This is a genomic window from Tianweitania sp., assembly GCF_032053605.1.
GTDB lineage: Bacteria > Pseudomonadota > Alphaproteobacteria > Rhizobiales > Rhizobiaceae > Tianweitania.
This window is the reverse complement of the sequence record NZ_DAMBUH010000002.1, coordinates 78,943-98,979: the sequence shown is the minus strand read 5'-3', so window position 1 is coordinate 98,979 and position 20,037 is coordinate 78,943. Positions and strand designations below refer to the sequence as shown.

The following is a 20,037-nucleotide window of genomic DNA, read 5'->3' as shown; positions in this document are numbered from 1 at the left end:
AAAAGCCGATCGGATGGGGCTCGGCAGGGTGAGCGTCACTCATGGCGCGACCTCGATCGACACCGGCATCACAAGCGGCTTTTCGCCGGCGGAGCGAATGACCATCGCGCCAAGGAAATTCACCTGCTTGCCCTTCAAGGGGACATCGGCCGCCGGAAGCTCGGAGACCGCCTTGTCGTTCAACGCGCGACCTAGCTTTGCGTATTCGATCTGGTCGCGGAATGTGGTGAAGTCGTACAGACCGGTCGTGTCGCGCAAGGCACTGCCCTTGATAACAGGCCCGAGTTGCAGCGTCGCGTCGGCAGTGCCATCACCATCGAGGTCGATCTCGGCAACTGCCGCCTTCGAAGCGCGGTTCTCCTCGACGATCGTTCCACTTCCCTTGACGGCGAAGTTCCAGCCACCGCCCGCGCCGCCAACCTTCACACCCTGGCCTTCGCCGGCCTTGTCCAGACCGCTCTTGATGGCGTCGCGCAATGTCGCGAGATCGACCGCCTTCTCGCGCAGTGCAGGAACGAGGTTGGCATCGAACGTCGTTTCCACGACCTGGGCAATCGGGTCCACGGCGGTGGTCCCTGCCGCGTCGTTCCCGGTTTCCACGAATTTGCAGCCGGAAGGCGCTGTGGCAAGCAAGCTTGCCACAAAGAGTGTTCTGATTTTCATGAGATCCGCACTTCGTTCAAAACAGAAGTCACCCGCACGCCATGGCGCGCGGGTGCGGTCGTAGTGCTTATTCGCTCAGCGCGAAGGTCTCGAGCTTGGAAGCATTGTCGGCATTGATGAGAATGCAATCCATCAACTGCTTTTCTTCCAAACCGGTCTTGCCGGTCTTGATGAACTTATCGGCCTGTTCAACGGCATTCTGCGCCTGCTGATAGGCTGGCTGCAGCACGGTCGCCTTGATGCCGCCGTTCTTGATGGAATCGCGCACGTCGTTGGAGCCATCGAAGCCCACCACGACAACATCCTTGCGGCCTGCCGCTTCCAATGCTGCATAAGCGCCCATCGCCATCGTGTCGTTGCCCGAAATTACGCCCTTGATGTCGGGATGCGCCTGGAGGATGGATTCCATCACCGTATAGGCTTCGGTCTGCGACCAGTTCGCAGTCTGTTTGGCGACCGACTTCAAATCGGCATATTGGTCGATGACGTCATGATAGCCCTGCGAGCGGATGCCGGCATTGGTATCGGACTCCTTGCCGACGAGTTCGGCATAGTTGCCCTTTTCGCCCATCAGCTTGACGAATTCTTCGGCACCGAGCTGGGCGCCCTGGTAGTTGTTGGACACGATCTGCGACACGGCTACGCCTGTGTTCGTGATTTCGCGATCGATCAGGAACGAGGGAATATCCTTGTCCTTGGCCTTCTGGACCGCAGCAACGGAAGCGTCCGCACCGGCGTTGTCGAGAATGATGGCCTTTACGCCGGCAGCGATTGCACTGTCGAACAACTCGTTCTGCTTGTTGGCGTCATCGTCATGGACCAGCACCATGGTCTCGTAGCCCAACTCCTTCGCCTTGGCGGCAGCGCCATCGGCTTCGGCCTTGAAGAACGGGTTGTCGTGGCTTGGGGTAATGATGGCGATCGTGTCGGCGGCAAGGGCCGGGCCTGACAGCGCACTAGCCAAGCCGAGCGCGACGACAGACATCAAAAGACGGTTCTTGAGTTTCATGAAGACCTCCCAATAAACAAAACCACCCTCCAGTGGCTGAGCGCACAAGCTATCGATCTCTTTCGTTTGCTGTCAATCTGTTTTTACGTTCGTCAATTTTGGCGGCTTAAACCGCTTAAAGCTGGGCGAATGGGGACTGAGCAGACGCCGCTGAGCCGCACGCTCTGCTTTCAACATCCCAGCTCAGAAAAATTCCGCTTGAACGCTCATCCTCTTCATGCCACATAAATCATCAAACGAAAGCAAACGAAACTATTCGATTGTTTGCTTTCGAGCTTAACGTGGATGTTTGTTCGGGAGGAGCAAGCGGAATGCGGCAGACGACGTTCGACCATCAGCCTGCCTTGAACACCAAAGGCACGCGAGGTCGGCACCGCCTTGCGTTCGGCTCAGCCACAGCGCGTTTCCACGCGCATGAACACCCAATTGCATGGAGGAAACTATGAGCGAACAACGTTTCGGCGCCGGCATCTGGCACTTCGCCACCTATCTCGACCGCTATGCCACCGATGGCTACGGCACGCCACGCAGCGTCATCGACGCCATCGACCTGGCCGGCCAGGTCAAGGACTTGTCGGTTGTGGATCTGAACTATCCCTTCTTCGGCGGCGACTTTTCCAACGCGCAGGTCAAGGAAGCGCTGGACCGCAACAAACTCAGCGTCATCGGCATCACGCCGGAGATCTATACCCGCGAATTCGTCAAAGGCTCTTTCACCAACCCCGATGCGGGCGTGCGCCGCCGGACGCATGAACTGGTGACGGAAGCCTGCGAGCAGGTGCGTTATTTCGGCGCCGACTACGTCAAGCTGTGGCCGGGTCAGGACGGATGGGATTACCCCTTCCAGGTCGATTACGGCACGTTGTGGCAGCATTCGCTCGATGGCGTCGGCAAGCTTGCTAGCGAAAACCCCGATCTGAAGTTCGTCATCGAATACAAGCCGCGCGAACCGCGCGTTCATATGAGCTTCTGCTCCGTTGCCCGCACCCTGCTCGGCATCGAGAAAATTGGCCTGCCGAATGTCGGCATCCTGCTCGATTTCGGCCATGCCATCATGGGCGGTGAGAACGCCGCCGACAGCGCACAGCTGGCCATCGATTACGGCCGTTTGTTCGGCATGGACGTCAACGACAACTACCGCTCGTGGGACGACGATCTCGTCGCCGGCAGCCTGCATCCGATCGAGCTCTTCGAGTTCTTCCACGTGCTGCGCAAGAACAAGTGGGAAGGCGTGTGGCAGCTCGACCAGTTCCCGTTCCGCGAAGACAGCGTCGCGACCGCCAACCACGCCATCGATTTCCTCAAGGCGGCCGCTCGCGGCCTCGATGCGCTCGACATCGACGCGCTTCGTGAGGCGCAAAACCGCCACGACGCCATCGGTGCATTGAAGATCGCTCAGAAGGCTTTGTACGGCGGCATGTAGGCGCCGTCTTGCAACAGCCGGCTCAGCTATGAAAGGCATGACTTATGTCGACGAATGACATCGCTCAGACCATCCGCGAGAAAGCCTTGTGGATGCGCCGCAGGGCTTTCACAATGGTTTTCGATGCCCGGCTGGGACATCCCGGCGGTGACTTTTCGGCAATCGACATCATCGCGACGCTGTATTTCGGCGTCATGCGCTATGATCCGGCCAAGCCGGAGATGGCCGAACGCGATCGTTTCATTATGTCCAAGGGGCATGCGACTGGCGCTCTTTATACGGGTCTGTGCGCGGCCGGCTATTTCCCGGAAGACTGGCTGAAAACCTATATGCAGCCGCAATCCAAGCTGAACGGGCATCCGAACCGCAACTACCTTCCGGGCGTCGAGACCAATACCGGTCCGCTCGGTCACGGCGTACCGGTCGCGCTCGGCATCGCCATCGCGGGTCAGTTGACCAACGCAGATTATCGAACCTTCGTTCTCACCGGCGACGGCGAGTTGCAGGAAGGATCGAACTGGGAAGCCGCGATGACCGCTGGCAACCGCAAGCTCGGCAAGCTGACCCTCATCGTCGACCGCAACCGGCTTCAGCAGGGCATGGGCACCGAGGAAACCAACGGCCTCGATCCGCTCGACGACAAGTTCCGCGCCTTTGGCTGGGATGTCGAGATGGTGGACGGCCATGATGTCGATGCGCTGGTGACCGCTTTGAGCGAGCCGGCGGGCGGGCGAACGAAACCGCTCTGCATCATTGCCAACACGATCAAGGGCAAGGGCGTTTCCTTTATGGAGAACATTGCTTCCTGGCACCATGGCGTACCCAATGCCGAGCAACACACCACCGCTTTGGAGGAATTGATCTGATGGCTGCTCCCGCTGCAAAACAGGACGGCTTGCACGATTGCCGCGATGCCTGGGCGCGGACGATCGAGGATCTTGCCGCGCAGGATCCGCGCATCGTCGTGGTCGTCAACGATTCCGTCGGCTCTTCCAAGCTCGGCGGCTTCCAGAAGAAGCATGCGGACCGCCTGATCAATGTCGGCATTGCTGAGCAGAACATGGTCGGCGTCAGCGCAGGCCTCGCCAATGGCGGCCGCATTCCCTTCGTTTCCGCCGCATCCTGCTTCTTGACCGGACGCGCGCTGGAGCAGGTGAAGGCGGACGTCGCCTATGCCAACTTCAACGTCAAACTCGTCGGACAGTCATCCGGCGTCGCTTACGGCGAGCTTGGACCGACCCATCACTCGATCGAAGACTTCGCCTGGCTGCGCCCGCTTAACAACATCTCGATCGTTGTCCCGGCCGATGCCTGGGAAACCGCGGAAGCGGTGAAATGGGCGGCATCGCATGAAGGCCCGGTCTATATCCGCCTGAGCCGCATGCCGGTTCCCGATCTTGAGGTTGCCGACCGCAAGTTCGAGCACGGCAAGGCCGAACTGGTTCGCAATGGCAGCGATGTGACGTTGATCGCCTGCGGCACCATGGTTCATCTGGCTGCCAAGGCAGCAGCGGACCTGGAAGCCGAGGGGATTTCAGCCCGCGTTTTGAACATGGCGACCATCACGCCGCTGGATGAAGCGGCGATTGCGTCGGCGGCGCGTGAAACGGGCGCCATCGTCACCATCGAGGAAGCCAACATCCATGGCGGTCTCGGCGGCGCGGTGGCCGAATATACCGCGTCCAACGATCCGGTTCCGGTTGAACGCATGGGCTTTCCCGGCTTCGTTCCGACGGGCTCCGTTGAATGGCTGTTCGACCATTTCGGACTGACGGCCGAGGGCATCGCCCGAACCGCGCGCAAGGCGATCGGACGAAAGCGCGCATGAGCACCGGCCATGTCATCGCGATCGACCAGGGCACGACCAACACCAAGGCGATCCTGGTCAACTTGGCAGGTGGCATCGTCGCCAAAGCTTCCGCGCCGCTGAAGTCAACCTATCCACACCCTGGCTGGGCCGAGCAGTCCGCCGAGGACATCTGGGCAAGCGTTCAGACCGTCATCGCCGACATCATAGCATCCGGCAGCTACGACATCAGCGGCTTGGCCATCGCCAACCAACGCGAAACGCTGGTTGTTTGGGATGCCGAAACAGGCTTACCGCTTGCGCCGGCTATCCTTTGGCAATGCCGACGCACCGCCAAAGTCTGCGACGCGCTGATCGCGGATGGAGCCAACCCCGCGGTCGTGGAAGCGACCGGCCTTTCGATCAACGCCCTCTTCCCGGCCTCAAAGCTGGGATGGGTGATGGAGAATGTGCCGGAAGCTAAGGTGCTTGCGGAGCAGGGCAGACTGCGAGCCGGAACGGTGGATAGCTGGCTGCTTTACCGGCTGACCGGCGGCAAAACGTTCGCCACAGATCATTCCAACGCGTCTCGCACCCAGTTGTTCAACACTCAGCGGCTGCAATGGGACGAAAGTCTGTGTGACCTGTTCCGTGTGCCTTTATCGGCATTGCCGGACGTCCGCGCCTCGAACAGCCGCTTCGGCGAAGTGGCAGACGGGGTAACCGCCCTGCCCGCTAGCGTTCCGATCCTTGCCATGATGGGAGACAGCCATGCCGCGCTTTATGGCCATGGCGTGCGCGCCCCGGGTCTTGTGAAAGCCACCTACGGCACCGGCTCCTCGCTGATGACGCTTACGCCTGAGCGCGTGTTGTCAAAGCACGGCCTTTCCGCCACCATTGCCTGGAGCGAGCAGGATCACGGCGTGACCTACGCGCTGGAAGGCAACATTACGGTTTCCGCGCAAGCAGCGGCCTTTGCCGCAGACATGCTCGGTCTACCCGATGCCCGCGCCCTATCTGAGCTTGCCCAAACCGTCGAAGACAGCGGCGGCGTGACCTTCGTTCCCGCACTCGCCGGCCTTGGCGCACCGCACTGGAACGACACTGTTTCCGGCACCATCTCCGGCATGACGCTCGCAACTACCCGCGCCCACCTCGCTCGCGCAACGCTGGAAGCCATCGTTCTTCAAATCGCCGACGTGTTCAACGCCATGGAGCAGGACATCGAAGGCTCGCTGCACGGTCTGCTCGCCGATGGCGGCGCGTCGGCGAACGATCTTCTGATGCAGTTACAAGCTGATCTTCTCGATCGGCCCGTCACGCGCAGCGCTCAAGCCGAAGTCGGCGCAATCGGCGTCGCAGCAATGGCACTCAAAAACATTGCAAGCCTACCGGCCCCGTCGCGTCAATCCGACACAGTGTTTCAGCCCCGACAAGAGGCCGGAACCTGGCGGTCGAAAGTTACAGGCGATTGGCGCTTGCTGCTTGGTCGCTTGATCGCACAGTAGTCCTAGGTCACCGGCGGGCGTAGCACCTTTCCGTGCTGCGTCAAATCGAACGCAGAACGGTGCTTGGATCACTGCCTGACATGGCTTCCCAGCCTTCGCTCCAGCCAGCGGCTGTAGCGCGATCCCGCATAGCAGAACACGAAATAGATCACCGCGACGGTGAGGTAGGCTTCGTCATAGAAACCCAGCCATTGCGGGTCGGTGGCGGAGGCGCGGGCGGCGTTCAGGAGATCGAAGATGCCGATCACCGCAAGCAGCGAGGTCGCGAGCAGGAAGCCAATTGCCAGGTTGACGAGGCCGGGAATGACCAGGCGCAGCGCTTGCGGCAAGACGATCAGCTGCATGGTGCGCCAATAGCCGAGACCGAGCGCGGTGGCCGCTTCTTCCTGGCCAGCCGGGATTGTCTGCAGACCGGCGCGCACGACCTCCGCCACATAAGCGGACCAGAACAGGGTGATCATGATCATGGCGCGCAGCGTCTTGTCGAAGCCTTGCCCACCGGGGATGGCCATCGGCAGGATCAGCATCGCCACATAAAGGATCGCCACCATCGGCGTGCCCCGCATCAGTTCGATGAACAGGATCGAAACGGTACGCAGGCCACCCATGCGGGAGCGGCGCGCTAAGGCAAGAAGCACGGCGAGGGGCATCGCAAGTGCAAAGCAAACCGTCCACACGAACAGCGTCACCGGCAAACCGCCCCATTGGTTGGATGGCACGCGAGGCAGGAGCAAGCCGCCGGACATCAGCATCCAACTGCCGCTGATTACCAGGATCCAGGCAAGTAGAAGCTCTCGCCGCCAGAAACGCGGCTGTGCTTTGACCACCAGCAGGGCGACTAGAAGCAGCATAACCAGCAGCGGACGCCATTGCAGGTCGGGCGGATAAAAAGCGAACAGGATAAAGCGCAGCTTGGCGGCGACGAAGGACCAGCACGCACCACCGGCCACGACGCAATCACCCGAGGGTCCCGAGAAGCTTGCATCAAGCAGCCCCCATCGGATCAGCGGAGGTACAACCCAGACCAGCAATGCCACCGTCAGAACCGTCAGGCTGGTGTTCAGCCAGCCACCGAACAGCCCACGGCGAATGCGATCGAACAGGCCGTTCGCCCGAAGGACGGTTTGCGAGAGGTCGGTCATCGAGCTTGCCCCCGCAAAGCGACGCGCCGATTATACAGGTTCATCGCAGCCGACACTGTCAGGTTAAGGGTAAGATAAAGGCCGATCAGGATCGCCAGCGCTTCAAACGACCGCCCGGTGGTGTTGGCTGTAGTGTTGATGACGTTGACGAGGTCGGGATAGCCAATCGCAACCGCAAGGCTGGAGTCCTTGGTAAGGTCGAGATAGCTGGACGTTGTCAGCGGCGTTAAGACCCGCAGCGCTTGCGGCAGCACGATCAGGCGCATGATCTGGCCGTCGCGCATCCCGAGCGTCCGCGCTGCTTCCCACTGACCCTGGCTAACGGACTGGATTCCCGCGCGCACAATCTCGGCGATGGCCGCTGAGAACTTCACGGTCAAACCCGCCAGCAGCGCGGCAAATTCCGGCGTCAGGCTTGCGCCGCCACGAATATTGAAGCCAGCCAGAACAGGAAGCTCGGCGCTGAAGCGGCCGTGGCTGCCGATCCGGACAAGCGCAATGCCAAGGATGGCGGCACCAAATGCAAGCGCGAAACGGCGCAAAGTGAGCTGATCCTTTCGGCGCAACCACCACAAACCGACGACAAAGGCGGCAGCGAGCACCGCAATCAGCCACCAGGTCCAGGCATTCGCTTCCACGAGATTGACCTTGGGAACGAACACGCCGCGATTGGTCAGAAACACGCAGTCAAATGCGCTGATTGCTGCGCGTGGCGGGGGGAAGGATTTCGCGAGCGCGATCCAAAAGAACAGTTGCAACAGCAGCGGCGTGTTGCGAATTGCTTCGATGTACCAGCGCACGAGGGTAGCAAGCAGGAGGTTGCCCGACAGTCCGGCAACACCCAGGATCACGCCGAGGATGGTCGTGAACACGCAGCCGAGTGCTGCAACCTTGATCGTGTTGAGTAGCCCGACAAGGATCGCGCGGAAATAAGGATCGCCGGCGCGAAAGGGAATGATGCCCTCGCCGATCTCGAAATTTGCCGAGCGCCACAGGAAGCCGAAGCCGGGCGTGATCCCGATGCGCGCCATGGTCGCCAGCGTGTTGCTGGCCAGGATAGCGATCAGCAGGCCGAGAGCTGCGATGAACAGCGCTTGTGATAGCGCATGCGGCCCCCACCAGGTTCGCACCTGACGTAAGATGCCGGGCCGTGTGGGGCCCGGCAGGATCGTGTCGGTTGTCATGGATGCGTGCGCTTAGCGGAACGGCGGCGAATAAAGCAGGCCGCCATCGGTCCACAGCCGGTTATAGCCACGCTCCCAGCCAAGTGGCTTCAGGTGCTTGTCGAACAACTCGCCGTAATTGCCCACGGTCTTGATGATGTTGTAGGCCCATTTCGGATCAAGTCCGATCGATTGGCCGAGCGCCGGATCAACGCCGAGGAAGCGTTTAATGGCCGGATCTTCGGACTTCAGGAACTCGTCGACATTAGCCGAGGTGATGCCCCACTCTTCAGCCTGGATCGTGGCATTGACGGTCCAATTAACGATCTCCAGCCAGCGATCATCGCCGCCGGCGATTGCCGGAGCGAGCGGCTCCTTGGACAGGCGCTCGGGCAGAACGACGTAGTCATCCGGGTTCTTCAGCTGCGTGCGCTTGCCGACGAGGTCCGAAGAGTCCTGCGTGATCGCATCGACGCGCCCCGACTCCAGCGCGTTGATAAATTCGCTGGTGTCTTCGATCGTGACCGGCGTGAACTGTTTGCCGGTCTTGCGGAAGAAGTCGGCAATGTTGAGCTCGCCGGTGGTGCCGCTTTGAATGCCGATGGTGGCCCCGTCGAGATCAGCCGCCTTTTCGACATTCAGATCCTTGCGCACCAGAATGCCCTGGCCGTCATAGAAGATGGTTGGACCGAAGTGGAAGCCGAGTTGAAAGGCGCGGGTGACGGTGACGGTGACGCCGGAGAGAAGAATGTCGAATTCGCCGGACTGAAGGGCAGGCAGACGCTGCTGCGGCGAGGAGTTCGTGAACTCGACCTTGTCCGGCGTGCCGAAAACAGCGTTCGACAGCGCCCGGCCGTAATCGATGAAGAAGCCCTGCCACTTGCCGCTGCTATCTGGCGCGAAGAAGCCGGGCGTCGTGCCGACGCCAACCTTGATGGAGCCGCGCTCCTTGATCTTGTCCAGCGTTGGGCCGGCATGACCGGGGGCTGCCAGAAAGGCAGTGCTGATCGCCAGGCCCGCTGCCAATACCGATCTCCAGCCTTGGCCGAAGCGTTTCGTGGACGTCATGACGAATGCTCCTGAGTCTCGTTTGTTATCGTTCAGCCGGCGTCCCCCGCCGTGGTTGATGATCTCAGGGTACTGGCTGCGAGGCGTCAGACTAGGAATGCAAAACCAAATTTCAGCCGGTTTGACGAGCAGCGTGCTAAACTTTCAGGCATATGAAAGATGCCGCTAAACGATTGAAATACAAGGAAAAACCGGGCGCGCATGCGGCCCGGTCAAGTGGAAGGTCTGGGACCTTCTGAGGGGAACACGACCGCCGAAAGAGGAAACGGCGGGCGTATGATTGTTCTCGCAGAGTCGGTGTCACCTCACGACGAACAAGATTCCAAATTGTTCATTTCTGAGGAACAAACCATCCTATCAGGCTGCGCGCGGCGCCTTGCCAAGAAGATCGGCATAATGGCGCTCAGCCACATCGGGATGTGAGCGCAACCGGCTCTTCAGGACATTGGCGCCGACATCGCGCAGCAATGGATTATCCGGATCGCTGGCCGGACCAGTCGCTTCCCGTGCAAGCTCCGCCGGCAGATCTAGCAGCGGAATGGTGGCGTCGAGCCTTGCGCTGAAGAAGAACGGGACGGAAATGCGATCGACGCCAGCAGGCGGTGCAACGACACGGTGGACCGTTGCGCGCAGATAACCGTTGGAGGCGAGTTCCAGAAGTTCGCCGATGTTGACGACGAGGGTGCCCGGCAGCGGCTCGACATCCACCCAGCTGCCGTCATACTCCACCTGCAGACCGCGATTTTCGTCCTGAAGCAGCAGGGTCAGGAAGCCGCCATCTTTATGCGCGCCGACGCCCTGATCATTCGCTTCGGTCTGTCGCCCAGGATATCGGACGATCTTCATGCGATGGTTCGGCTCGCCGCGATAGATTGAGCCGAACGCATCCTCATCCTGTTCAAGCGCGAGCGCGAAAGCCTGTAGCAGCCGGATACCAACATCGGTGACCTTGTTTTGCCAATCTAGCAAACGCGATTGCAGATCAGGAAGGGAGGAAGGCCACTGGTTGGGACCTTGCAACCGCGTCCAAGCCGGTGACCCGGGTTCCTGAGGGAGGGTGGGACGCTCAAAGCCGACGTCGAGCTGCTCGCGCCAGTCGGCCTTGCCTTGAGTGCGCTCTCCGCCAGCGCGAGTATAGCCGCGAAATTGCGGCGAGTTGACCATCTCGATCGCCTGCTTGTCCGCGTCGGGAAGGGCAAAAAACTGGCGCGAAGCCTTCAGAACTTGATTGATCTCGTCGAACGAAATGCCGTGGCCGCCGAGATAGAAGAAGCCGATGTCGCGCGCGGCTGAACGGAGATCAGCAAGAAACGCGCTTCGGGCCTGCTCGCCACGTTCAAGCTGGCTGAGATCCAGCACCGGAACGATCCTGGTCATCGAGCGGCTCCTTGCGACGATAAAGCGGTCGTTCGACACGCTAGCAATTCACTGGACTTTTCGATCTGGCTCATGGTGCTTCCTCACTGCTTCACCAATGGTGTTGCACCACGCTCCCATGAGCTTGATCGCATTTCCAAGCATGGGACATTCGCTGTGATGGCAAATTAGGGAAGATTTACATCGAAGAAGCGTTTCGTTGAGAACGAAGCTGCACCGAAGTCGCCAGCGCAGCTGACGCCTGCAGTCGCTTCAAAGGCAGTTTTTGTAGAGCCAAGATGAGCATTCATCCTGGCTCCGGCAACGCTCTAGGCCCGACGGAGGACCGTGTCTTGGATTCTACAAAAGCGTTTGCATCAAACGAATTGCGGGATGCAAACCGAAGCGGTGGTGCACGGTGCGCTCTTGTGTTCGGCGCAGAAGCGAGATGACGTCTACGCCGAAATTGGCCACATCTTCCGGCGTTTGCAGCCCGCGCACTGTGAAGTGCGACACGCCAAGCTCGATATAAGGAAGGAGGTGCAGCACCATGTCTTCCGCGCGACCGGTTACTTCCAGCACCGCCCGCGGCGGCATTATGACCAACGAGCGTGTTCCTGACTTCGTTAGGGGTGAAGCACTCGGTTGAATATCAAGTGAGTAGCGAATGCGGCCTGATCGACCGAACGGAATTGCTGCAGCTTCCACTTGCGCAATGAGATCGTTGGCTTCGGAAAGGCCCACGCCGCCGAGTTTGAACACATCCGCATGACGTGCCGCAACGCGGATAGCGACTGCGGAACGCCCACCCATCATCAGCGGCAGCGTCCTGTGACATCGCCTAGCCGAGAGTTTAGCGCCGCGCAGGCTGAAGAAGCGGCCTTCGTAGTCGATCGCTTTATCGTTGAGCCAAAGGCGCTTCAACAAGGTAAGATATTCGTCGGTTCTTGCCTGGTCCGTTTCATGCACAAAGGACGCACGCTCGCTTGGAGTTGGTTCGCCCACAATTTCGACGCTCAACCCGCTAGCAGCACGACAGTCCAGCAAGGCAAACGCTTCGGCCGCTTCCACCAGCTCCTCATTCGGACGGTGCTGGATGATGAGCTTTGGTGCGGTACGATCGGCAGATAGTCCACGCGCCAGTCCAAGAGCACCAGTTCCCTCAATCAAAACGTTGTCGAACCCGGCTCGAGCAAAGGACTGAGCCAAATCCGATTCGCGGCGGTGTTCGTGAAGGCGAGGCACCCCGGCTTCTGCCTGGGTCGGAATAATGCCTGCAAATTCGATGCTCATAGAGGCTCTCCCATCCTGTTCCGAGTTGTTCGGCTAAGCGGTCGTCATCCTTGTCTTGCGCGCGCTTCCTCCTGCGCGACATCTTATTGGGCCCACGCCGAGGTCACCCCTCTCGCAGCCAGGCTGACGACCTGTGCGTCAACAAAGATAGTCTAGTAACTTACTAGGGATTGTCGAGTGCCCGTCTTTCAGATTTTTCGAAGGGGAAAGCAGCGGTCAAATTTGGGGGTTAGATCAAATGCGATCCACGCCGAGCTGATAGCTCGCCTGAGGATTTAAATTCCTACAAAGCTAGTAGATTTAGCATCCGGTTTGTCGCGAGGTCTCTGAAGGCTTGGTTATCTTCGGGGCTCGACGCTGCTTCGGCACGTCAGGAAACGATAGAGATCATTCGATGACCCTTGTCGCAGATGCGCTTCGCCCTTCAGTAGCTAGCAGACCTTTATCGCTCCCAACGGTCTCCTTGAGGGATGCCATGCGGCGTTCCGCCGGCGGTGTCAGTGTAATCACCGCTGGCATCGGCGAGGATAGAACCGGCGCAACGGTGACGACTGCAATATCCTTCTCCGTCGAGCCGGAAACGATGCTCGTCAGCATCAACCTGTCGTCATCAACCTGGCCGGCCATCCGCCACTACGGACACTTCTGCGTCAATGTACTGAGCGACGAGCAGCAGGCGGTTGCCGATCGCTTTGCCGGGCGCGGCGGGATCAAGGGGCCGGCGCGGTATCTCGGTAGTTCTTGGTCGCGCCTCGTGACCGGCGCGGGCGTGCTCGATGATGCGCTCGCCTCGGTGGACTGCGAAGTCGAAGAAGTCATTGAGCGGCATAGCCACGCCCTGATCTTCGGTGCCGTACGAGCCGTCAGGCTGCGCGATGGTGCAGCGCTTGCTTACGGCAATGGTCGTTACGGCTCGTTGAACGCGCTCTGAGCGTCTCCTCCTCAACGAAAAGGATCTGTCATGACGCTTGAAACGTCCTTGTCCTACGGCCCGGCGCTCCAATCATCTCGCTCGAGCGGTTCGATCGACACACGCCCCTATAGAGCTTTGCGGGACAGCGAGTTGCTGGCGCTCTCCTGGCTGGCGCCGCTCTTGCTGGTGATCGCTTGGGAACTGGCCGCACATCTCGGCTGGATCAGACCGCAGATCCTGCCGGCACCCAGCACGGTTGTAGCAACTGCCTGGAAGCTCGTGGCAAATGGCACGCTGTTTGAACATCTGGGCTACAGCATGCTGCGCGCGGCGATCGGCTTCGCGATCGGTGGGAGCATCGGCTTTGCTCTGGGTATCCTCGTCGGCTTCTCGCGGCTCGCCGAAGCGCTCCTCGATCGCTCGATCCAGATGATCCGCGCCATCCCGTTCCTGGCGCTCCTGCCGCTCGTCATCGTCTGGTTCGGCGTGGATGAAGCCGGCAAGATATTCCTTGTTTCGCTGGCCGTGATGTTCCCGATCTACATCAACACGGTGCTCGGGATACGCCAGATCGATCCGAAGCTTCTTGAGCTCGCAAAGGTGACAGGGCTCTCCTTGCGCGGGCGCATCACCAAGATCATCCTGCCCGGCGCGCTGCCCTCGATCCTCACCGGCGTCCGTTATGCGCTAGCGGTCGCTTGGCTCGCGCTCGTGATCGCCGAAACCATCGCCACCACAAAGGGCATCGGCTTTCTTGCCATGGATGCGCGCGAGTTCCTGCAAACCAACGTCATCGTGCTGACCATTGTCATTTATGCCGCGATCGGCGTGCTCGCCGACAGCGCCGCACGCGCCCTCGAGCGCCGGCTTCTCGCCTGGCATCCCAACTATGCGAAGGGAGAACGCCGTTGAGCATCCAGAACAATGCCGCAGTCGTCGTTCGCGATCTGCACCGTCACTACGGTAAGCGGATCGTCATCGAGGGCCTGAACCTACGCATCGAACCAGGCGAGTTCGTCGCGATGCTGGGCGAAAGCGGATGCGGCAAGACCACGCTTCTGCGTGCGCTGGCCGGTCTCGATCCGGTAGATGGCGGATCCATCCACGGTCCTGCACAGCCTGCGGTCGTGTTTCAGGAACATCGCCTCCTTCCGTGGGCGCCACTGTGGCAGAACGTGGCGCTCGGCATGGACACGGCGGAAGGCAAGGCAAAAGCAATTGCCGCGCTTCAGGAGGTGGGGCTTGGCGGACGGGAAAACGATTGGCCTCGCAATCTTTCCGGCGGGCAGGCGCAACGTGTGGCACTCGCCCGTGCCCTCGTGCGCGAGCCGTCCCTTCTTCTGCTAGACGAACCCTTCGCCGCACTCGACGCCCTGACCCGGCTCAAGATGCACGAGCTGATTAAGGATCTCGTTGCCTTGCACCGGCCGGGCGTTCTCCTCGTGACGCATGACGTGGATGAAGCCATCGCACTGGCCGACCGCATTTTGGTGATGCGCGATGGCCGCATCGCGTCGACCTACGATGTCGCAGCGGAGACCGAAAGCGGTCCCCAGTCTTTGCGGCACAAGCTTCTCGGCCAACTCGGCGTCACGCTCCACGAGCGCGCCGCCTAGCACGTAAACACTCTCAACCAAGGCTTTCACGACAGGCTGCAGCCGGTCGAACGTCATCCCTTTGCCCTCTTTCATCAGACAGGACGTTTCAGCATGACGGGTTCCAAACACTTCAACATCAACCGCCGCAGCCTTCTCCAGGGCGCGAGCCTGGCGCTTGGCGCTGCGGCAACCGGCGTTGCATTGTCGGGCAGTGCGTTAGCGCAAGGCACCCGCGATACCGATACGGTGCGCCTTGGCTGGGGTCGCGGCGGGTTGCCGCTCGTGGCCAAACAGCGTGGCGAGTTCGAGAAGATCCTTGCCGCTCAGGACATCAAGGTCGAGTGGGTCGGCCCCTTCCCCAACCATGCCCCGTCGCTTCAGGCCGTGGTGGGCGGTAGTGCCGATTTCGGCTTCTGGGGCAGCACGACGCCCGCCCTTGCCGGAATCATTGCTGGGTCACCCTTCGTTTTCACCAACTTCAACGTCTACACGCCGCGTTCGACGGCAATCATTGTGAAGAAGGATTCCGGCATTGATACCGTTGCCGATCTTGTCGGCAAGAAGGTTGCTGTCAACCGGTCCGGGCTGGGTGAGTTTTTGCTGGTCGCCGCGCTCGAAAAGAACGGCGTCGACCGCAAAGATGTCGAATTCGTCTATCTCAACCCGCCGGATGCTTCGCCAGCTTTCGGCCAGGGCCGAGTCGATGCCTGGTCAATGTGGACACCGGCCGTCGATATCGCGCGCGAACAATATGACGCGAAGGACATCTTCTTCGAGGGAACCGACCTCGACTTCCTGATCGATTATTCCTCGCTGGTCACGCTGCGCGATTTCGCGACGAACAACTCGGCCCTCGTGCGCGCCGTGATCGACGCCTACCATCAGGAAGGCCAGTGGATAAGCGACAATCCGCTGGAGGCCGAAACCATCGCGCAGAAGGAAGGCCAGTACAGCGACGCCGTGCGCGATCATCTCGTCGCTTACAAGCGTCAAAACAAGTTCTACGAAGCCGATGACACAGGCTTCCTCGCCGACTTCCAGAAAGCGGCGGACTGGCTGGCTGAACGTTCCATCCTGCCCGAACGCATCACCGTTTCAGACCACGTTCTGCGCGTCTGATCATCGTCGGGCGGGACCTCCGGCAGCATCCCGCCCAGCCCTCCAGCACCCCTAAAGGAGTTCGTCTCATGCCCGCCGCCAAACCTGTGCGCCTCGGAGTCAACGTCCTTGCATCCGGCCGCCACGATGCCGCCTGGAAGACCTTGCCTGACGCTGCTGGTCTTTCCAGCAACATCGACGCTTTCATCCGCATAGCCAAGGTCGCCGAGCGCGGCAAGATCGATGCGCTCTTCTTGGCCGACGGACCAGGAGGATTGGTGGATGAAGCGTTCCACCGGCCCTGGCGCGCGCTGGATCCGATCACGCTTCTGTCCGCGCTAAGCCAAGTGACGGAACGCATTGGTCTGGTTGCCACGACCTCCACGATCTTCGGCCATCCCTATGTGGTTGCACGCCAAATTGCGACGCTCGACCACATCAGCAAGGGGCGCGCGGCCTGGAACATCATCACCAGCCAATCGCCTGTCGCTCTCGCGGCTTACGGGCTGGACCAAGGCTTCGACCAGGAGGAACGTTATCGCCGCGCAAGCGAGTTTGCGGAGATCGTCACCGGTCTCTGGGACTCGCTGCCGAACGCGGCCATCATCGCCGATCATGCAAGCAACGTCTTCGTGGATGAACGAGCGCTGCGGCCGATCGACATTCAGGGCAAGCATTTCCGTACCAAGGGCTCATTGTCAGCGCCGGTCGGACCGCAAGGGCGACCGGTGATCTTCCAAGCCGGCCAGTCGGAAGACAGCAAGGCCTTCGGCGCACGTTATGCTGATGCGTTGTTCACCGGCCAACGCGTCATCGAGGGTGGCCGCAAGTTCTATTCCGACGTGAAGGCGCTTGCGCGTGCCAACGGTCGCAACGCAGATGATCTTCTCGTTATGCCAGGTCTGTTCCCGATCGTCGGAGGCACGGAACAGGAAGCGTTGCAGCGTAAGGCCAATCTCGACGCCGGGCTCGACCTCGCTTTCTTGCATGGTGAACTCGCCCGCCATTTCGCACTTGATCCCGATGACCTGCCTCTCGACGAGATCTTGCCATTCCAGCGCATCGAGGCAGCCGAGCCAAGGGTGCCAATCGCGTCCCGCTGGCCGCGCAAGCAAATCCTGTCGGAAGCGGTGACGTATGGGTGGACGGCGCGCCAGGCCGCCCTCAGCAACATCATCGGCGGCCACCGTATGGTGGTGGGTGCGCCGGAGCAGATTGCTGCTGACATTTTGCACTGGATCGACACCGGTGCGGCCGACGGCTTCAACCTCAATATCGACGTGCAAACCAGCGGCCTCGAAGACATCGTCGATCATGTCATTCCGATCCTGCAGAAGGCAGGCCGTTTCCGCACCGATTACACCGGGCAGACGCTCCGCCACCACCTGGGGCTGGCCCACTATGTCGATCCGCGCGATGTCGAGCCTGTCCGGCATGTCGGCACGGCCGCTTGAGGGCAGATATGCTGCAAGTCTCAACCTTTGATGCTTCCGCCGCGGCGCAACTGGACTGGCATCCGGTCACGCGCCGGCTGGACCTGGCTTCGCTGTTCGCCGACTTCGCGGCCGGCGCTGCGGAGCGCGATGTTTTCCGTCGTCCGATCTTCGAAGAAGCGCAACTGTTGAAGGAGCGCGGCTTCGGTGCAGTCCGCATTCCGGTGAACCAAGGCGGCGCAGGCATCACGCTTCCAGACCTGTTTGCCCTCGCTCGTGATCTCGCGACCGCCGATCCCAACATTGCGCATGTCTTTCGCAACCACTTCTATGCTGTCGAGCAACACGCGAAAACGGCAGCCGAGCCTTTCTCGCAGCGCGTTCTAGCCCTTGCCGCGCAGAACAGGATGTTCGGCGTGGCCTTTTCCGAAGCAGGTGGCGGACCTGCCGGAAGCCGCGGCCAGGTTCCGGGCTCGGCCCTGCGGTGGTCCGATGCCGATGGCGCTTATCGTGTCACCGGCACCAAGATCTATAGCACCGGCAACATCTCTTCGCCTCGGCACTGGATGGACGAACAGGCAAGATCGCCCAGTTCCTCGTGTCGACCAAAGCGGATGGCGTGACGCTTGACGATGACTGGGACGGCTTCGGCCAGAAGCTGACAGGCTCAGGCAAAACGATCTTTGCCGATGTGGCCGTGGCGCCGGAAGACCTTTACGACCTTCCCGAGCGGGGCGAGAACGATCCCTATCTTTACGGCTTCACCTTCCATCAGGTTTATTTGACGACGATCATATCTGGCATCGTCACCCGCATCTTGCACGATGCGCTGGCGCTGGTCCGCTCGCGCAGTCGCAACTTCTACCACGCGCTTGCTGAAAAGCCGGCAGATGAACCGGAGATCCAGGCCGTGATCGGGCGGATTGCCGCTTACCGCGCTGCGATCCTCGGCACCGTCGATCGCGCCATCGCCGCGCTCGATCTCGCCTGGGCCAGAGAAACATCGCCGGAAGCCGGCGCCCTGTCGATTGCAGCCAGCATCGCGGCCGCGGAGGCGAAGGTGGTAACGGACGAAGTGGCGGCGAACCTGGCCGGCCTTCTGCTCGATGTCGGCAGCGGCAGCGCCGTTTCGACCTCGAAGGCGCTCGATCGTCATTGGCGCAACCTCAAGGTCATCGCCGCACACAATCCGCGAATCTACAAGGAGCGGGTTCTTGGCGATCATTATCTAAACGGCGCCCTGCCGCCGACCGGCGCCTTCTTCTGAGCGCGACACCGTATTCGAGGACAGACATGACAAAGACGATCACCCCCAAAGAACTTCGCGCCTTTTGGAAAACCGGGCGCGAAGTCGCCCTGCTCGATGTGCGCGAGGAAGGTCCCTTTGCCGACGCTCACCCGCTGTTTGCCCTTAGCGTGCCGGTCAGCGAAGTTGAAACATCTCTTCCCGCACTCGTGCCGCGGCTTGGGGCGCCGATCGTCATTTATGATGACGGCGAGGGCTATGCAGAGCGAGCCGCCACGCGCATTGTCGCTCTCGGCTATAGCGACGTCGCGATCCTCGAAGGCGGCCTTTCAGCTTATCGTGAGGTCGGCGAAGTCTATCGAGATGTCAACGTGCCTTCGAAAGCCTTTGGCGAACTCGTTGAAGCAATCCGCCACACCCCGTCGCTGCCGGCCAATGAAGTGAAGCAGATCCTCGAGACACAAGAGGATGTTGTGGTAGTGGATGCCCGCCGCTTCGAAGAATACAACACGATGAGCATACCGCGCGGGCGCAGCCTGCCCGGTGGCGAACTCGTTTACCGCATCCACGACGTCGCGCCGTCGCCCGACACACTCGTAATCGTCAACTGCGCCGGACGCACAAGGTCCATCATCGGCACGCAAAGCCTCGTCAATGCAGGCATTCCCAACCGCGTCGTCGCCCTGCGCAACGGGACGATTGGATGGACTCTTGAAGGGCTGGGTCTGGAAACCCGCCAAAGCGAGCGGGTCGACACCCCGTCCGACGAGGCGCGCAGCCATGCGCGTTCGCGCGCCGAGCGATGGGCAGAGCATGTCGGTGTCCCGATCATTGGAGAAGAAGATCTCGCTCGTTTTCGCAGCGAGGTCGAGGAGAGGACGCTCTACACGCTCGATGTGCGTGACCCCCGCGAATATGCCGAACGTCATCCAGCGGGCTTTGCATCCGCACCCGGCGGCCAGCTTGTTCAGGCAACCGATGAATGGCTCGGCGTGCGCGGTGCTCGTGTCGTCCTCTATGACGACGATGGCGTCCGCGCACGGATGGCGGCGTCCTGGCTGATCCAAATGGGTTGGGACGTGTTTGTTCTCTCTGAAGCAGCGGATCCGCCTGCGGCCGAGGATAGTCCGGCTTCACCGAACAGTCAGGAGGCATTCCGTGCCCTCACGCCGCACGAACTGCACGATCGCTTAAACGGAGTGGTCGTCCTCGACCTTGCCCGCAGTCCTGCCTACCGCAAGGGCCATATCCCGGGCGCCTACTTTGCATCAGGGCCGGAGCTTGCCCGCGACGTTGCAACGCTAGGTGGGAACGATCCCTTGGTTCTCACTTCGCCTG

Annotated in this window: 19 protein-coding genes; 12 read left to right on the top strand and 7 right to left on the bottom strand. The window is 60.7% G+C overall.

Annotation, left to right across the window (positions count from 1 at the left end; translation table 11 throughout):
- Window positions 1–39: 39 nt before the first annotated feature.
- The gene (locus RTX98_RS01150) at window positions 40–663 is read right to left on the bottom strand and encodes a DUF2291 domain-containing protein (RefSeq protein ID WP_312794010.1); all 624 of its coding nucleotides are present in this window, start codon (window positions 661–663) and stop codon (window positions 40–42) included.
- Window positions 664–730: 67 nt separating this feature from the next.
- Window positions 731–1,672 (bottom strand): D-ribose ABC transporter substrate-binding protein, encoded by a 942-nt coding sequence (locus RTX98_RS01145; RefSeq protein ID WP_312794009.1) that lies wholly within the window; start codon window positions 1,670–1,672, stop codon window positions 731–733.
- 442 nt (window positions 1,673–2,114) lie between these two features.
- On the opposite strand from RTX98_RS01145, the gene RTX98_RS01140 reads away from it, so the two are divergent.
- From RTX98_RS01140 to RTX98_RS01125, 4 genes are read left to right on the top strand one after another with little or no spacing between them, the layout of a single operon-like run.
- A complete protein-coding gene (locus RTX98_RS01140; RefSeq protein WP_312794008.1) occupies window positions 2,115–3,095 on the top strand; it encodes a sugar phosphate isomerase/epimerase family protein in 981 nt (326 codons plus the stop codon).
- A gap of 44 nt (window positions 3,096–3,139) precedes the next feature.
- Entirely contained in the window at window positions 3,140–3,961 is an 822-nt protein-coding gene (locus RTX98_RS01135; RefSeq protein WP_312794006.1) for a transketolase, read from the top strand.
- On the top strand, window positions 3,961–4,923 hold the full coding sequence (locus RTX98_RS01130) for a transketolase family protein (protein ID WP_312794005.1): 963 nt from the start codon (window positions 3,961–3,963) through the stop codon (window positions 4,921–4,923). Before RTX98_RS01135 ends, RTX98_RS01130 begins: the two co-directional genes overlap by 1 nt.
- Window positions 4,920–6,389: an FGGY-family carbohydrate kinase gene (locus tag RTX98_RS01125; protein WP_312794004.1), complete on the top strand. Its 1,470-nt coding sequence runs from the start codon at window positions 4,920–4,922 to the stop codon at window positions 6,387–6,389. Before RTX98_RS01130 ends, RTX98_RS01125 begins: the two co-directional genes overlap by 4 nt.
- Window positions 6,390–6,457: 68 nt before the next feature.
- Here RTX98_RS01125 and RTX98_RS01120 read toward each other — a convergent pair whose 3' ends face one another.
- The 5 genes from RTX98_RS01120 to RTX98_RS01100 form a co-directional block, all read right to left on the bottom strand.
- Window positions 6,458–7,531 carry an amino acid ABC transporter permease gene (locus RTX98_RS01120; RefSeq protein ID WP_312794003.1) on the bottom strand — a complete coding sequence of 358 codons (1,074 nt, stop codon included), beginning with the start codon at window positions 7,529–7,531 and terminating at the stop codon, window positions 6,458–6,460.
- Entirely contained in the window at window positions 7,528–8,715 is a 1,188-nt protein-coding gene (locus RTX98_RS01115) for an ABC transporter permease subunit (RefSeq protein ID WP_312794002.1), read from the bottom strand. The genes RTX98_RS01120 and RTX98_RS01115 overlap by 4 nt, the downstream gene beginning before the upstream one ends.
- Window positions 8,716–8,727: 12 nt before the next feature.
- Window positions 8,728–9,762: an amino acid ABC transporter substrate-binding protein gene (locus tag RTX98_RS01110; RefSeq protein WP_312794001.1), complete on the bottom strand. Its 1,035-nt coding sequence runs from the start codon at window positions 9,760–9,762 to the stop codon at window positions 8,728–8,730.
- Between the two features lie 357 nt (window positions 9,763–10,119).
- Window positions 10,120–11,139 (bottom strand): isopenicillin N synthase family oxygenase, encoded by a 1,020-nt coding sequence (locus RTX98_RS01105; RefSeq protein ID WP_312794000.1) that lies wholly within the window; start codon window positions 11,137–11,139, stop codon window positions 10,120–10,122.
- Window positions 11,140–11,478: 339 nt separating this feature from the next.
- The gene (locus RTX98_RS01100; protein ID WP_312793999.1) at window positions 11,479–12,411 is read right to left on the bottom strand and encodes an LLM class flavin-dependent oxidoreductase; all 933 of its coding nucleotides are present in this window, start codon (window positions 12,409–12,411) and stop codon (window positions 11,479–11,481) included.
- A gap of 475 nt (window positions 12,412–12,886) precedes the next feature.
- Between RTX98_RS01100 and RTX98_RS01095 the strand changes: the two genes are divergently transcribed.
- The 8 genes from RTX98_RS01095 to RTX98_RS01060 all read left to right on the top strand — a co-directional run.
- Complete coding sequence (locus RTX98_RS01095; RefSeq protein ID WP_312793998.1) at window positions 12,887–13,342, top strand: flavin reductase family protein; 456 nt, start codon at window positions 12,887–12,889, stop codon at window positions 13,340–13,342.
- A gap of 30 nt (window positions 13,343–13,372) precedes the next feature.
- A complete protein-coding gene (locus RTX98_RS01090) occupies window positions 13,373–14,236 on the top strand; it encodes an ABC transporter permease subunit (protein WP_312793997.1) in 864 nt (287 codons plus the stop codon).
- Entirely contained in the window at window positions 14,233–14,940 is a 708-nt protein-coding gene (locus RTX98_RS01085) for an ABC transporter ATP-binding protein (RefSeq protein WP_312793996.1), read from the top strand. The genes RTX98_RS01090 and RTX98_RS01085 overlap by 4 nt, the downstream gene beginning before the upstream one ends.
- A gap of 93 nt (window positions 14,941–15,033) precedes the next feature.
- Complete coding sequence (locus tag RTX98_RS01080; protein ID WP_312793995.1) at window positions 15,034–16,041, top strand: NrtA/SsuA/CpmA family ABC transporter substrate-binding protein; 1,008 nt, start codon at window positions 15,034–15,036, stop codon at window positions 16,039–16,041.
- Window positions 16,042–16,109: 68 nt separating this feature from the next.
- Window positions 16,110–17,474, top strand: a complete 1,365-nt coding sequence (locus RTX98_RS01075) for an NtaA/DmoA family FMN-dependent monooxygenase (RefSeq protein ID WP_312793994.1) — start codon at window positions 16,110–16,112, stop codon at window positions 17,472–17,474.
- Between the two features lie 8 nt (window positions 17,475–17,482).
- Entirely contained in the window at window positions 17,483–18,076 is a 594-nt protein-coding gene (locus tag RTX98_RS01070) for a hypothetical protein (protein WP_312793993.1), read from the top strand.
- Window positions 18,073–18,720 (top strand): acyl-CoA dehydrogenase family protein, encoded by a 648-nt coding sequence (locus RTX98_RS01065; protein WP_312793992.1) that lies wholly within the window; start codon window positions 18,073–18,075, stop codon window positions 18,718–18,720. Before RTX98_RS01070 ends, RTX98_RS01065 begins: the two co-directional genes overlap by 4 nt.
- 26 nt (window positions 18,721–18,746) lie before the next feature.
- A partial coding sequence (locus RTX98_RS01060) for a rhodanese-like domain-containing protein (RefSeq protein ID WP_312793991.1) occupies window positions 18,747–20,037 on the top strand: 1,291 nt, incomplete at its 3' end.

What these genes read in the sequence shown, in the direction of transcription:
- RTX98_RS01150 (WP_312794010.1), bottom strand. Translation starts at nt 663, where the DNA reads ATGAAAATCAGAACACTCTTTGTGGCAAGCTTGCTTGCCACAGCGCCT.
- RTX98_RS01145 (WP_312794009.1), bottom strand. Translation starts at nt 1,672, where the DNA reads ATGAAACTCAAGAACCGTCTTTTGATGTCTGTCGTCGCGCTCGGCTTG.
- RTX98_RS01140 (WP_312794008.1), top strand. Translation starts at nt 2,115, where the DNA reads ATGAGCGAACAACGTTTCGGCGCCGGCATCTGGCACTTCGCCACCTAT.
- RTX98_RS01135 (WP_312794006.1), top strand. Translation starts at nt 3,140, where the DNA reads ATGTCGACGAATGACATCGCTCAGACCATCCGCGAGAAAGCCTTGTGG.
- RTX98_RS01130 (WP_312794005.1), top strand. Translation starts at nt 3,961, where the DNA reads ATGGCTGCTCCCGCTGCAAAACAGGACGGCTTGCACGATTGCCGCGAT.
- RTX98_RS01125 (WP_312794004.1), top strand. Translation starts at nt 4,920, where the DNA reads ATGAGCACCGGCCATGTCATCGCGATCGACCAGGGCACGACCAACACC.
- RTX98_RS01120 (WP_312794003.1), bottom strand. Translation starts at nt 7,531, where the DNA reads ATGACCGACCTCTCGCAAACCGTCCTTCGGGCGAACGGCCTGTTCGAT.
- RTX98_RS01115 (WP_312794002.1), bottom strand. Translation starts at nt 8,715, where the DNA reads ATGACAACCGACACGATCCTGCCGGGCCCCACACGGCCCGGCATCTTA.
- RTX98_RS01110 (WP_312794001.1), bottom strand. Translation starts at nt 9,762, where the DNA reads ATGACGTCCACGAAACGCTTCGGCCAAGGCTGGAGATCGGTATTGGCA.
- RTX98_RS01105 (WP_312794000.1), bottom strand. Translation starts at nt 11,139, where the DNA reads ATGACCAGGATCGTTCCGGTGCTGGATCTCAGCCAGCTTGAACGTGGC.
- RTX98_RS01100 (WP_312793999.1), bottom strand. Translation starts at nt 12,411, where the DNA reads ATGAGCATCGAATTTGCAGGCATTATTCCGACCCAGGCAGAAGCCGGG.
- RTX98_RS01095 (WP_312793998.1), top strand. Translation starts at nt 12,887, where the DNA reads ATGCGGCGTTCCGCCGGCGGTGTCAGTGTAATCACCGCTGGCATCGGC.
- RTX98_RS01090 (WP_312793997.1), top strand. Translation starts at nt 13,373, where the DNA reads ATGACGCTTGAAACGTCCTTGTCCTACGGCCCGGCGCTCCAATCATCT.
- RTX98_RS01080 (WP_312793995.1), top strand. Translation starts at nt 15,034, where the DNA reads ATGACGGGTTCCAAACACTTCAACATCAACCGCCGCAGCCTTCTCCAG.
- RTX98_RS01075 (WP_312793994.1), top strand. Translation starts at nt 16,110, where the DNA reads ATGCCCGCCGCCAAACCTGTGCGCCTCGGAGTCAACGTCCTTGCATCC.
- RTX98_RS01070 (WP_312793993.1), top strand. Translation starts at nt 17,483, where the DNA reads ATGCTGCAAGTCTCAACCTTTGATGCTTCCGCCGCGGCGCAACTGGAC.